General features: G+C 59.1%; 7 protein-coding genes. 3 read left to right on the forward strand and 4 right to left on the reverse strand.

Features of this window, described 5'->3' with window-relative positions; genetic code table 11:
• The first annotated feature begins 155 nt into the window (after positions 1–155).
• Positions 156–2045 (forward strand): DUF4365 domain-containing protein, encoded by a 1890-nt coding sequence (locus tag ACVXZ4_RS10000; protein ID WP_461794706.1) that lies wholly within the window; start codon positions 156–158, stop codon positions 2043–2045.
• Positions 2046–2252: 207 nt separating this feature from the next.
• Positions 2253–2777, forward strand: a complete 525-nt coding sequence (locus ACVXZ4_RS10005; RefSeq protein WP_461794707.1) for a hypothetical protein — start codon at positions 2253–2255, stop codon at positions 2775–2777.
• A 108-nt stretch (positions 2778–2885) separates the two neighbouring features.
• Here the strand turns inward: ACVXZ4_RS10005 and ACVXZ4_RS10010 are convergent, their stop codons facing one another.
• Both ACVXZ4_RS10010 and ACVXZ4_RS10015 read right to left on the reverse strand, forming a co-directional pair.
• Positions 2886–7796, reverse strand: coding sequence for a DEAD/DEAH box helicase (locus ACVXZ4_RS10010; protein ID WP_461794708.1), 4911 nt, complete (start codon positions 7794–7796; stop codon positions 2886–2888).
• A complete protein-coding gene (locus tag ACVXZ4_RS10015; protein ID WP_461794709.1) occupies positions 7793–11074 on the reverse strand; it encodes a hypothetical protein in 3282 nt (1093 codons plus the stop codon). The genes ACVXZ4_RS10010 and ACVXZ4_RS10015 overlap by 4 nt, the downstream gene beginning before the upstream one ends.
• A gap of 646 nt (positions 11075–11720) precedes the next feature.
• Between ACVXZ4_RS10015 and ACVXZ4_RS10020 the strand changes: the two genes are divergently transcribed.
• Positions 11721–12311, forward strand: coding sequence for a hypothetical protein (locus ACVXZ4_RS10020; protein WP_461794710.1), 591 nt, complete (start codon positions 11721–11723; stop codon positions 12309–12311).
• Positions 12312–12908: 597 nt separating this feature from the next.
• Here the strand turns inward: ACVXZ4_RS10020 and ACVXZ4_RS10025 are convergent.
• Both ACVXZ4_RS10025 and ACVXZ4_RS10030 read right to left on the reverse strand, forming a co-directional pair.
• The gene (locus ACVXZ4_RS10025; protein WP_461794711.1) at positions 12909–13223 is read right to left on the reverse strand and encodes a hypothetical protein; all 315 of its coding nucleotides are present in this window, start codon (positions 13221–13223) and stop codon (positions 12909–12911) included.
• 96 nt (positions 13224–13319) lie between these two features.
• Positions 13320–14081, reverse strand: a complete 762-nt coding sequence (locus tag ACVXZ4_RS10030) for a hypothetical protein (protein ID WP_461794712.1) — start codon at positions 14079–14081, stop codon at positions 13320–13322.
• Positions 14082–14541: the final 460 nt, after the last annotated feature.

Here is a 14541-nt window from a genome sequence, read left to right on the forward strand (position 1 = left end):
CGGATGCGAATTGATGAAGTCTGTGTCGTCTTCGGGGACCATGACGGGAATTATGAGGAGGGGTGGAATGGTGAACTCGATGATCTGACATATCACGCTGACAATCGAGCTATCAGAAATCCCGTCATACCCAGTTCCTGAATAGGATTCGGTTTATGAAGCCCGACAGGAACACCAACCCGAGTCGCGCGATGCCTCGTCGACCGAAGGCGCACGTCAACGAAGAAGGTTCAAAAAAGGCCTTTCTCGCGCAAATTCCCGATGAGTGGACAACTTCCAAACCGGAATCAGATTACGGCGTCGATCTCGTGGTGAACACATTTGTTGCCGGGAGCGCAACCGGATTGCAATTCAATGTGCAGTTGAAGAGCAAAGAATCGGTCGGCAAGGCGGCCAACGTTTCCGTCGATCAATCGACTCGAAACTATTGGCAGGCTCTCGACAGCCCCACCTTGATCGTCTTGTGGGACGCGCAAACTTCGGAGCTATGGCACGAATGGGCCCATCTTGTCGACACATACGGGCGAAAACCCGGGGCCAAAACAGCCACCATTCACTTCAGCGAAAAGTGGAACTCCGCCTCAGTGGACGCAATTCAGGCTGAGGTTCAAGCTGTTAGAGCCTCAAAAACTCCCTCGTTGCACACGCCAATCTTCATCGAATTCGCTAACGCGGGAGCCTTTCTTGGGACTGGTTCCCGTCGAATTGTTGGTCAACTTACTCGCGACCTATCTACATCGCGCGATCTCACCCTGATCAAGGCCCGACAGACTGATTTGAATGTCCTAGTGACTTTCGAAAGCACTTTCGTGAAGCTTCGCTTGTCCGGGAATCATCCGCAGTTCATGCACTACGACAAAATCAATGGGTTTCTCACCCGAGAGTTAGAGTTTGGAATTGCAGCGGACATCGAGGTCATGCTGTCCTTCGCACTGGGATCCCTCGGTCTCACCAGGTTGGCGATGCAGGTTCTGACGAAGGCGATTCCGCAATCGTCTCTCGCACTCGACCCGGGACGAGTAGGAGACATTGCTGCGGAACTCGCCCGAGACCACGAGGTCGCCCTGCTCCAGACCCTATTGCTTCGAGTCTTCGCTGAGGGTACAGAGGAAGCGCAGACGGTCACACAGCTTTCCCTGAGCTCTGTCTCCGACCAACTCTCCAGCGCTGAGCGTCAGCAGCTTGCGACAACTCTTGAGCGTTCTGCAAACAACGGTCCGGCCGCAGCTTCTATGCTCTACAACGCCGGGAACTTCATCCGTCGAGACGACTATGAGCGAGCTCGATCACTCTACGAGCGGGCGGCGGTAAAGAACCCTTCATATCGAACCCGCGGATATTGGTGGAGCGAGCAAGGTGGTACCTACTTCCTTGAAGGCAACCTCTCGGAAGCGGCACGGTTCTATCGACGGGCTGTAGATCTCGGTCACCGAGATTCGCTCCCACTTCTGGCCGACACGGAACTCCATCTCGGTCGGTATGAAGATGCCCTCGTCTCCTTCGGGCTGACAAATTCGGATTCTGAGCTGTCGAAGGCTCAATGGCGCCTTTCTGAATTCGCTTTCGGTTACATCGTCGAACAGCGCGGAATACGTCGTCAATCTCGCCAGCCAGGACAAGCACAGTCCATGTGGCCACCAGATAGCGAGGCCGAATACCCGAAGGTTATCGACGCAGTATTGAAAGCTGACCTCTTGTTTTCCCCTGCCTTGTGGGCCGCCACCCATGAAGAGAGGTCCGCCGGACGGCCGACATTGCCGTATTTTGTTGCGGCAGCTCTCGGTGATCCTGGCTTTCCAGTGGTCTGGGAGGAAGCGGCTAGAACTGCCTTCGTTCTACAATCGCAGTTGCTCTTCGACATCATCGACTGCATCAAGTTCTTCTGCCGAGAGGATTTCGTAGCGTTCTTACACGAAGCCGATGATGTGACCGAGGGCGATCGCGAAGCTCTTCTATTCTTGCTCAGCTACTTGCCCGAACCTGACGGCGAGAAGCAAACCGTGAGGAACGAGAACGGCGAGATAGTGTTCCAGGCGTCTCGTTAGCTGGGTTTTGGAACGCGGCTGTGCGGCCAAGTCCAAAGTTCTCCGCTATCGTCCCAGTCGTCATACATGCCGGCGCCTGGCTGGCGTCGCTCTCCTGGCATAAGTGCTGTTATCGGCGGGTTCGACATGAAATCTGTCGGAATCCAATGGATGTCGGCAGTTCCTGCTCTACTTGGCGGACAACCCTCGGCCCAGTAAGGGATCACCATGACAGACGCGCTAATCAGGTTCGGCACCAGTGGCATCAACGGGATTGTCGGGATCTGGTCGGACGGCCGTCGGCGCCGTCAGGAGGATGAGCGAACGCTGCGCCGGGCGGCCGGTGCAGATCTCCTGTCGTGGGTGCCCCGACTGCGGGATCAGCTCGTCAGCCTCGAATCCCGATGCGACATGGATCAGTGGCGGGACGTAATGACTCTCGCCTTCGCCTCGACCCATCGGGTCGAGGAGCTCATCCCGAGCCGATGGCGACACTTGCGCCGCTCCTTGCGGGACGCGGTCGGGAATGGGGCCGGCGGTATCGTGTGGATCGACCTGGCTCCCTCGCTTGCGGATGCGGAGCTGACGTTTCATGCCCGCTGGACGATGAATGCCGTGGAGTACCTCGACTATGTGCAAGCCAGGGTGCAAACGTGGCAGCAGGCGTACAGCGCCCGTCGGGCGAAAAGGATCAACTTGCTGTCGTACAACGATTGGCTTCTTCGAACTGACCGTTGGTCGCCGAACGACTGAATTGTGATTTGACGCATAGATCGGCTCCGTCTGCTAGAGCCGTGGCCTTCAGTTCGGGACCTAACGCGTATCGCAGCTCATCAAACTCACATGCAAGCGTGAAGAATGTCAAAATCCGAGCGCACTGAGCACCTGGGACAGGGCCCGCTTCGGCTCGAAGCCGAGACTCGCGTCGACGACAGTCCAACCGTTTTCAGAGAGCCAAGATTCTCGGTCGGGGTCTGTGTCGACTACAACCGCAAGTCGATGAGCTTCCCAACCCAGCTCAACGGTCCAGTTGAGTGCCGGACCCACGTCGACGGACACCGTAGGAGGAGGGACCACGTCGCTTAGGCTCATGAGCAACACCGTGAGCGCTGGATCAGCAACCTGTTGGACGTGATCCCAGGTGCCGCCTGTCCCGCTCGGTCGGGTCCACAGTTCATCGAGAAAGCGAAGCGCCTCACCACGGCTCAGCACGTCGTGAAGACGTTGGTTTGAGAAGGTCCGCAAACACATATAACAGCTGGTCTCCGAACCGCACTCGCAGTCCGCAACTATTTGACGCGCTTTGGCCAGCACAGCCTCTAGGTTGGCGTTGATGAGCCTTGCGTAGCCCGCGCCACCGGGCACCGTATCGATAACGGTGAATGAGGCATCGAATGCGGCGTATCCGTCGGCGATTCCGTCGATGTTGTCTCTGGAGATCTGTAGCTCCTGTGCTGCGGCTTGGAGGACGGCATAGAGGACAGACTTGGCTGTGACGTTCGCATCCGCGCCCGTCCAGGGGCGGCTGAGACTAGCGCTCACAACGTCGGTCTCGTATTTGTGTGCCAATGAGTACTGCGTGTAGCCACCTTTGCAGGGTCGATCTGTCAGCGGGTCCGTATGTTCTTTTGGCCAGGATTCCATTGCTGGATTGCCGCGTCCACAGAAGTCGCAGACTGAGTATCCGAGATCAGCCGGGCCCACGTTGATTCGGACCATTTTTGTGCGCTCAGACAGCGCTGAGGTAATGGTTGCGGTCGCGAGTTTGTGTTGAACGGTTGTGACTGTTGTCCCGTCGCCTGCTATCCGAGTCTCGCCTCGCCAGCTGATGCGTGGGGCGCGTTCGCCCGGCCGATCTTTGCCTCCTTCAGCGATGAATCCGAAGCGCGGCTCGTAATACTTCCGTGGCATCCCGTCGGGTGGTGTGCCGCACCTCGTGCACGGGCCGTCGTCGCGCTCGTGAGATTCCGTGTAGAGGTCACAGGTCTTGCAGATGCGGAAGTAGACGGGGGGCAGTTCTTTGCCTGGTTTGCGTCCCAGCCCGGCGGATGTCCACAGGTTTCCGCCGGCGACGATGGTTGATCCTGGCGCGTACTCAAAAATGGCTTGAGAGAGGTCCCGAGATAGTTCGAGATGAGAAGCTGAAGCGGCCTCCCCGTAGGGGGTTCGCATTTCTACAGTGTCAACTGGAAAACCGTATTTGGGCAGCAGATTGCGATTAGCGAGGAATCCGAGAAGTTCCCGTTCCTGCAGCGTCCGAAGGATTCTGGCAAGTTTGTCTCCATAGCTGCCTTTCTTGTCAAGATAGGCCTGATCACGAGTTTTCTCGTAATACTCGACCTCCTCGACCTGCTCATCGATGACTTTCTGGAGCAGCTCGTGCAAGTGCTCTACCCATAGCGACGTCGGCAAAAGTTCGGTTGATACTGCACCGGCTAGGACGGCATCAATCGATTCGATAACTGTCGCGGGGAGGTTGGTTGTCCAATCGCGCAAGCGTGTTGCACCGGATTCCCCTTCTTCGATGTTGAAGAAGTCGCCGACTCGTCGATAAACGCGACCACGCGCTTCGAGTTGAGCTCTAAAGAATGCTGAGATGGCTATTGAGTAGATGTGTCGTTCCGCGATTCGTTCGTTCGCGATCGGCACGACGGGCGGACGCACGGCGCCGGAGATGAGTTGGCGGGGGTTGGCAAACATCGAGAGGTCGTGAGGTCGACGCTGGGCGTAAGTGAGTACAAGGGCGGGACTGTCGACCCGGCGGCCGGCGCGGCCGGCGCGCTGAACGTAGCTAGATACTGTCGGCGGGACGTTGCGAAGCACGACCGACTGCAGTTCGCCGACGTCGACACCTAGTTCGAAGGTTGTGGAGCAAGACAGGACGTTGGTTCGCCCGGCGATAAAGTCCTGTTGTATCTCTGCCGCTCGTTCGTTTGTCCACTGGGCGGTGTGCTCCATCGCTGTGAGTGGCACGACGTGAGATTGCCGATATAGCGATCGGTAGTGATCTGCGTCCGATGCTGTGGAAGGGAGCGACCACGCAGTCAACTTGCCTTCGCAACGGTACGTTTCGCAGACCGACCGCACGTTGAAGGCAGATACCCTTCTGCAGGTATCGCATCGCCACAAGGCTGACTCGGCATCGAAGAGCTTCGCTTCGATCATCGAAGGTTCGACTTGGCTCACTATGCCGAGAGCGCCCACGGAGTCAGTGCGAAACCAGCTGAACGCTCTGTCCAATGGCGTTGAGAGCATCCGCCAAATGCCGCTCAGCAGGCTTTCGACATCTTCATCCTTATTGAGTGTGGTGAGCACTTTGCGAAGAAACGCAGATCGGCGATTGTTGCCGCGGGTTGGAGTCCAGCTGAGAACTTTTCGCGCGGAATCGGCGCCGTTTTGTCGAACATAGATTGGACCGAGCCTCGGTTCGAAGATCGCGTCCTTCATATCCACGCGTGGCAACGCGCCGACGGCACCTTGAAGCCTGAGGCTCCGGAAAAGGACCTGAAGGAGGTCGAGCGCTTCGCGGTCACTGAGTCCGAGCGATGTCAATGCCGCCGGCGCGGTGAGACCGTTTTCACGCATTTGCCACGCCAGCAACCCTGTGCCTTCGAGAGAGTTGCGATCGTCGAGGCTGAGCATCTCCGCTTGAAGCCAGGTCTCGGCGCGAGTTTGGCGTTCCACGTTAGTTGTGGCTGGGTGGAATATGTCCCGAGCTGAGGCGATCTTTCTTGCTTCAGCGGCGATATCGGTGGCTGCGGCAGGATCTCCCTCGAAGGAGGCTGATGCAGCCGCTTCGAGCAGAATGCGGCGACGGAGCAGACGTGCATGGGTGTCTTCGAGGTAGGGGGCGAAGAATGCGGCTTGTTGTCGGCTGTCGCTGAATACCAGGAGTTTGCGTCCGCCACCGGGTAGCTCGGCCTGCTCGACGGACGGCGCGACAGATAGCGATTCGTACAGTGCTGTTGACAGGACTCCCACGGCGGCGTCATTCCCGCTTTCGAATCGTCGGATGACTCCACTGCGGTTCGTCCCACACTGTCGGCATTTGCGAATCTCGGACGCGACTACGCGTTCGACAGCGATGGTGCCGGCAGAGTGGCATCCCGGCGTCTGGCATCGAGCGCTATCACCCAAGGCGATGGATCCGCAGATGGGGCAAAGGCGGGCAAGTTTTGTGGCCTGTTCGGCTGCGTCGGCGGCATCGAGGATGGCGTCGTCTTCGTCGAAGTCTTCAGGATCGGAGGTCTCCAGTGCGAGCCAAACCAGTTTCGATCTATCCGCGTTCTTCGGGGAGAAGAACCGTCCGTCCGGGGTCTGGGCTTCTGAACCACACAGATAGGAGGCGCCGCAGTTCCGGCAGGCAGCAAATTCGAAGGACGCAGCGTCGCATTGGTCGCAACGTTCTCGACGAGCGAGCGAAACGTGTGGCCCTGACTCACTGAGACAGGTGAAAGCACCTTCTGTTGCACGCGCGAACAGGTGGTACTTTGCGGCCAAAGCGGGCTCCCCGTTGGCGTCGGTCTGTGCCGCAGCCGCCTCGATCAGGCGCCCGAGGAGTTGAGGGGTCGCTGATGATTCGCTGGCGAGACGGGAAAGCTCACTCAGAGTTCTCGGCTTTTCTGCCGCGAACCGCTTGATTGCGAGGACGTTTGAGTCACGGGAGAGGACGTCGAAGTTGTTGATCGCGGAGCCGCCTGCAGCTACAGCCGCGGGGACTAGATCGTCGCTGTCCAGATCGGATTCGGTGAGGGAGCCCCAGCCATTCTGCTCGACGGGAAGCCGTGACGCCGTGATGACATCTTGACTGGCGGTGTCGTCGGTGTAGTCGAATGGAACACCAAAGAGATCGCTCGCGAACTTTGCGGCTTTTTTGTGGTCCGATCCGACCGTTGCGCTGGTAGCGATGCACTGAATAGGTCGACTTCCTCCAACTCGTTCGCGTAAGCGCCTGAGCAGAAAGCCGACCTCCGCTCCGGTTGCTCCGTCGTAAACATGGGCTTCATCCACCACGATGAAGCGCCAAGTCTGTTCACTGCCCGGCGACTGGAAGAGATCAAGGTCAGCAGGACGCAACAGCAGGTATTCCAACATGGCGTAGTTCGTCAGCAGTAGGTGGGGCGGATTCGCTCTCATCGCCTCTCGGCTGAGCAACTCATTCGGCAAACGAGTCTCCCCGGGAAACTGCCTCTCAAATGCCGCCGCGGCGTCACCCTCGCTGTTGCGAGTGTCGCCGGTATAGCGTCCGAACGTGATCTCAGGTGTCGTAGCGAGAATGGTTCGCAGCCGTTTTAGCTGATCGTTTGCAAGAGCGTTCATTGGGTAAAGGAGGAGCGCACGGACGCCGGGGGAGACTTTTCCATCGGTCGCCTCACGCTGGATCGCGTCGAGGATGGGTAGCAGGAAGCTCTCGGTCTTGCCGGAGCCAGTTCCCGTTGCCACCACGACGTTGCGACCCGCTGCGACTTTTCGAATCGATTGCTCTTGATGACTGTGAAGTGGTCGATCTAGCGGGAGGCCAGCGCCGAAACGTTCGAATCGTTTCCCAAGAATGCCCTCGGCGATGAGGTCTTGTGAGCTTGCCCCCTTGCTATAGGGGGGTTGGACGTGCAGGTATGGACCCCGCGTGAGGCCGTCTTTTGCAGCGTTGTCGACGGCTTCCGAAAGTGCTCGACTCAGGGAGGGATCCGACGGGGTTATCAACGAGCCAAGATACCGGCGGTAGGTCTCCGCGATCGCAGCGCTAACAGCGAGGGGGTCCATCGAGGTCATTGAGAACTCCATCGGGTTATCCATAGTTCGGCGAGTATGAGATCCTGCTCCACCAGCTTCGGCGACATTCGTGCCATCGCAACCAGGTAGGGCTTCGTGAGCTTGTGGAGTGCCTTGGCACCCTCGACTTCTCGACCGGTCGAGCGTTCTATGAGAGCGAAGGCGATCGTCAAAGTGGGTAAGGACGCCCATCCCGGAGCGCCAGACCGCGCGGTTATTGGAGAGCTGGCCGCATCGCCGTATTCCTTTTCGACGACTGACTTCACTGCCGCCAGGAGGTTGGAGGCGGCCCTGATATCAAAGGGTATGCGCGCGCGTTGATCGAAGATCTGCTTTGCGGCGATAACGCGCGTTTCGGGGTCAAGAAGGCGGCCGGGGACTGGGTTCACTGATTTCCAGACGGATTCGATTCGATCTGCCGGCCACCTAGCTATTACTTCTTCATTTGGACCGAAGCGACCTTGCGGTCCAAACGGGTCAATTCCCGCATCAAGTATTTGGTTCGCTGACTCGCCGAGCACACGATCGAGATCGTCCGAGACGGATTCGAGTGAGTTTGTGTTCGCTAGTACGGCGAGCAGGGGAGAGGACTCCCAGAGTGGGGCGCCATGCACATAAGCGGAAGGCGGCAACGTCGTTACGTCAGCCGCGACGAAAAGGTCGATTGGGGCGGCTTGCACTACCGCTTGAGAGTAAGCGCCAGGTAAATGTTCACGGTGGACCGAGATCGCGCGCGCGAGCTCGTCGCGAAGCACGTCGGCATGAACACGAAATTTGGTCACGTGGTCGCTGGCGTACAGGCTGATAGCGAGGGGCAGACTTGACAGTTCCACCGCGCAAGGTGCCGATCGCTGCAACCACGACCGGAATCCCTGTTCGCTCCCGCCGCGAGAATCAGTGAGGGAGCCTAAAGTGACATCGAAGGTGTTGAACGTACGGGTGGGGTAGTCGCGGGGCCACTCAAATGGCACCCATGGGTCTTCGACGCGGAGGACCACGCGAACTTCGCCCTCTCCGCTGAGTTCTACGGGCAGCGGAACTAAGCCTCCCGAGGATTTTGTGACCTGCGGGCCACTCCACGGGGCGTAGCGGGGATAGAACGCTATCTCCAACGGTTGGTCCGTGTGCGCACCGACAAGCAGCATCCGTTGAGGGTCTTCGGGATCGAGGGCAACGGATTCGACAAGTTGACGAGGGCGGACACGCCCGACGGGGATGCGTTCACCGTCGGCGACGACGAATAGCGACGCCCCCGAACTGGCTATGAGCGTCTCTCCGAGTTGTGCGAGGTTGAACGTCGCAATGCCGTGACCGCCGAGCGCCGAGGCGGTCACCGTCTGAAGTAGCTTCTCGGCCTTGATTGCTACGAGCACGGCTCGGCCGGGCGTGCCGCAAGTTACTCGCAACTGGGTGTTCGCGAGCTCTTCGAGGTCGATTGCTATCGGTGAATGGCTCGTAGTGATCGGGCAGTTGTTTGACAGCGTGGTGACGGACATTGCCGGGATCTCAATGACTACCCGAATATCCGCTTTTCCCGCGATGGTGACAACTTTCGAAGCCTCGCTTGCTGAAAGCATCGCGCGGTCGGTTGTTGCAGAGCCGAGCGAGCGAACGTGTACCGTCGCGGGCACCAGGCCGTTACCTAGGGCGGACATTGGGCGAAATCGGGTCTCCGGAACGATTTCTAGTCCGCGGACCAGGGTGATGCGTCGCGAGGTTCCCCGGCCCAGTGGCCCCTTCACCGTGAAGTCGAACGTTCCCGTTGATGGGATATCCGAGCCGGCGAGATCAACGATCTTTGCCGCGTCGCCGCCCAGAGCTTTTACCTCGCGGACTTGTTCGCCGTTGGATCGAGTCATGGTCACGGTCCATTCGATCGCGGAGCCACTGCCGGTTCGGTCGATCACCGGCGGAAGTGTGATCTTCGGCAGTTCCGCGCTTATCGATGCACCGTCAAGAGCGCGCGCCCATTCGAGCACCTCTTGCGCCTCGATGGTGGGACGCGCCGTTGTCGAGACATATCGCCATAGGTCCGCCCCAGCACGTCGCAATTTCGAAACCGATGCCAGCGAAAGTTCAGCGAAAAGCCATCCCGACCATCCCATTGGTTCGTCCAACGCCTTCGCGTCGACGGTTCCGTCCACTTCGATTAGCTCATCGAAGGTTTGGTCGTCCGGGTTCGGCACAGCGATCCAGACGCTGGTCTTCGGCAACGTGTTTCGCAACGGGATCCACTCTCCCGTGGAGCTATCGAACGCTAGAAGCGGGTCGTCCGGATCGACTACATTGACGAGCCAAGTTTGGTCACCTGGGATCGCCGTTAGCGCAACCTGCTTGGCGGGCCGAGCCACCGAGAAGTACCCCGTCTTGATTGGATCGCCCGGCCATGGCGGATCGGCAGTGAAGCGTGATGTGGATCCTTCCGCCGATATAACCCATTCCACTCGTGCGTCCGTGACAGTTTCGAGTGGCGGAAGTCGAACGCGCAGTCCACTCGAAGGGTCGAACAGCAACCTCGGAACGAGGTCGAGCTGGCGGGTGCGTGCTTTTGATCGGGGCGCAACACGTTTGTCACCAAGCTCACTCAGCGCGCGAAGCAGGTCCTTTTGCATCACCCCTGGAAACGAGGCGACGTCGGCATCGGTGACCCCCGACTTAGCCCAGGTATCCAAGAGGCTCAAGCATCTGTCGACCAGATCTTCTGCGATCTCACGCCCCTCCGCGAGAAACCGATAAGTGGGTGCGTCCAGCTTGTGCGTCGTAAACGCCGTCGCTCGGCTTAATCCGCCGATCCACTGACAGAACGAACGACCGTCGAGACCATCGGAGAGAGCGTCACGTCTAGCGAGCAGTTCGATGAACTCGTCCATGCGCTGACCCGGAATCCCAGCGTGCATGAGAATCTCATCGACGTTCCGTCGCGGGAAAGTGAATCGAGACAGACCAAAATCGTCGAGCGAACTGCGGAATGCCTCAGACAGGATCTGCTGATCAATCGGCGGTAGCGGGCCAAATGTCTCTTCCAGGTACGGCCACATACCGTGAACGTCGTATCGGAAAGCCGCCGAACAGACACCGACCAAGAACGCAGCTCGGTACTTGAACAGGAAATTTGCTTTCTTCTCGCGCCCTCCTGCACGTCGGTAGTTGAAACCGAGGATTCGGAGGGCGTCCTCCGACTCTGCCGGGTCCGCCGATGCCTCGATGACAAGAGACCTGCCGGTGAGCTGTGCCCGCCACCGAGACTCAGCGTCATCAAACTCCTCTTGAGTCTTCATCCTTGAGACCTTTCGGATATCGGGTAGCAAGTCCGCACGCTACGTGCTCCCTGTGACATTCTCTCGATTCCCGGTGGTCTCTGTCGACCTATGGCTGGCCTGATATGCCCGTCAGGTTATGGACGTGCCACGCAGCTGGTTCCGGTGTTGGTTCGAAGTCTGGTGTTGCAGCCGCGACTGCGCGGTGCAAAAGCAGTCATGATCAAGGCGGTTGTAGTTCGATTCGAATCCCATTCGCGCTTGGACGTGTCGATGTGGACCGCCGACACGCCGGTGAGCGCCGGATAGTTCGATGTTCTATTTCCGGAGTGGCCGGCGCGAATCTAGGTAGTTTTTGAGGGATCATCGCCGACCGAACGCGTTGCGCATCGAACTTGCGCGGGTCGCCCGCCAGAAGGGCGATGAACCGCTCAAGCCACTCGCATGATCGCCGCGATAGAGGAGCCAAATTGCGAACTTTTCCCCTGAATTTGAGGAGCTTTGGGGCAGCCGATTGAGCTCGGCATTCCTCCGCGCTCGTCCAATTGCCTCGACGAAATGGGCTTAGGTTCGTCGTGACGGCCAACGAAGAATCTCCATGGTCTGAACGAAACAGAAGGTGGACGGATTTCTTCTGGCACAGTCGTCACATCGGGGGAGTCTGACCATGACAGTCACATCAATTGGATTTGTAGATGGCACCACGGTCGCAGTGGAGCACGAAGTCGCGTTCGCGTGGGCCATCATCGCGTCGCCGGCTGATGCCCAACTCGTCCACTACTCCGAGAGAGCAAACATTGGCGGTATGAACGAGTTGGTCCTGTCGCTGAAGAGCTACCGCGACAGAATTTCGAATATGCGCGGCGTTGGCAGCGCGTACGACCCTCGCATTCAGCGGATTCTGAACATGGAATTCCCCGGGGAGTACCATTCGGCTATTTCAGATTCGGGCGAGCTGATCGTGGACACTAACCTCGCAAACGGGGAGGACCGCCAAGGCAGCTTCGAGTCACGACTTCCTGCTGAAGAGTCAATGCGATTCTTTCTGAATTCCAAGATCGAGTCGACCAATGATGCCATCAGGCAAGCCAGGGAAGAAGAGCGATTAGGGTTTCGCTCGGATGCCCTCAGCAAGTGGCGTGTAGTCGAGTGGTTTGCCAGTGAGGCGGACGCACGAGATTACGACCTGAGCTCCCACCCTGACGTCAGTTTGGGAAGCGTCCTCTCGGCTGTGCACACAACAGGTGTTCACGACTAGAGCTGACATTCTGCTGTGCGTTGGAGGGCCGACTCGGTGAATCAGCTTGCCCGAGCGCGAGCCTCCCATGCTGCTGTCGGGGTCGGCGCCTCGGACGTCACCCGCCCTGGCTGCACGATCAGACCAAGGGTGTGGCGAGGCGGTGAGTAGGTACTGGGAAGAGGCCGGCGCTGTGGGCCCGAGAGAGTCGGAGCCAGACGCACGGACCGGGGTGCCTTTTCATGCTCGACCTAGCGACCGTTTGGGTGTCGCATACGAGTAGCGGCTTATGGGTCGTACTCGGCTGGCGGTGCCTCGATGGTCTCGCTGAAGCGCGCGGGGATTCGTTCAATTCGAAGAACTGTCGTCGAGATCCTTGTAGTGAAATCGATACCCGGAATCCCGAGGTCGAGAAAGAGGATCATGTCATCGCCGACCTCGCAGTGATGTGGTCGGAGCAACTAGATTGGATCTCCATCCCGCCGGAACGAGCCCTCGCCTTTCGCAGGTGTTGCTAGGCGCTGTAAGACCCGGTTGTCCAGATCTAGCAAGTAGATGGTTCCGGACACGGTCTCGACCGACCAGTAGCCCCGAGTCTCGGGTGTGAGCCTGTCCAAGTCAGCCTTCGCCTTCTTCGCCAGGCCCCGCCGGCGGAGCGGGGAGCGGATGATCGGCCCGTTCGATCCGGGAAATAACACTGGTGACCTGCCAATACAGGTCCACGTCGAAGCGGTCGGAGCGCATGGTCCAATATCCGCGCTGATTCACCCGACACTCCGTGAGTTGCCGCAGCGTACGGGCCACATCGTTGATTCCCGGCCGGGCTGTGGGTCCTGGGATTCGTCTCACCGTGCGGTCGGTGAAGTTGAATTGGTGGATGCTGTCCCGGGTGATGACATTCCAAATGCCCTCCTCCCGTCCGGTCAGTTCCATCGCCGTCTCTGGGATCGCACGGCCGGATCCGGCATGGTCACTCATGGATCGCCTCCAGCCAGCGAGGCGTTGAATCCTTCGGACGTCGCTGTCTTGTCATGAACTCTCCAGCTGTTCGGGATAGTCGGCGCGACCTCGTGACCGAGGTGACGACTCGGGGAGCAGGGTCACGGTTCCGAGGGGCAGGTGGACGATTGCGTGATTGATGTACTGCCCCGCTCGCTGGCCGAAGATGATCACTCTCGTGTCACTCGCTCCGTCCTGCGGACCCTGGCGGCGCGGCGGATCGTCCCGGAACTCACCGAACCCTGCGCTGATCGACAAACTGGGGGGAAGCTGGCGAGTGCCTTCTTTGGGGTCTAGGTGGTTACCAAGGGCCGCCAGGGCAATCCCGCCACGGCTGTCAGTCTCTTGGTGCGCCTTCGGCGCGTTGAACGACTCCTCGGCGACTAACCTGTCGGCGCTCGGATCGTTAGGGATGACTAGGAAAGAAACTCCGTTCACCAGTTGAGTGCGGAATCCGGGGTCCAGATGGGTGATGTTGTGGCGGACCATCCGTGGGTCGGTGCCCCGCACACCGGATCGCCGAAGGTTTTCAGCGCGCCCGAGGTCATCACTGCACACGAGCAGCGCTTGCTGACGCTCGCCCAAACGCCGGCGGAGGTAATCGACATCTGAGCTTCGGGCAGTCCCGCGTGGCAGGAGAGCTTCCCCGAGCTGAATCACCAACGAGACGCCTTCTGAGCGGAACAGATCAAGGGTTCGCTCCAGGCCCAAAAAACCTTCGTCACCCGGAGCGAAGACACCCAAGACATTCTCGTTGCCGAGGTCCGGAATGTCGTAGGGGGAGTAGCGCATGACGGTTCGCACATCAAAATTCCCCTACGTCAGGCGCGGACTGGCGACGCGGTAGCCGATCTTCCACCGAGGGCTCCCCGTAAGTTGTTGCGGTCGGGCGATTCACGACCGGCGCGGCAGGGTCGATCGCGCAAATTCGCTCGCGCTCCTGCCCAGCAGAGCTAATCTGTCGTATTTCCTGGATGACGGACGAGGTGTGAAGGAAGTAGTCGTTCACCTCATCCCACGGGTCTGCCTCCAAGGTCCAGCATCCACTGCTGTCCACCCGGCAACTTTCGATTCCTCGGAGGAGACGCACTCGGTCGCCTAGTAGCGGGGGTGCCCCAGGACCGGGGACCCGCACCACTGTCCCGCGATCCAGGTCGAAGTAGTGACAGCTCCCTTCCGTCACTACACACCACAGTCCGCCCTCCGAACCCATCAGCTCACGGACCGTGGTTTGTGCAGATGTGTCGCTGCC

The sequence above is a fragment of the Lacisediminihabitans sp. FW035 genome (assembly GCF_054880895.1).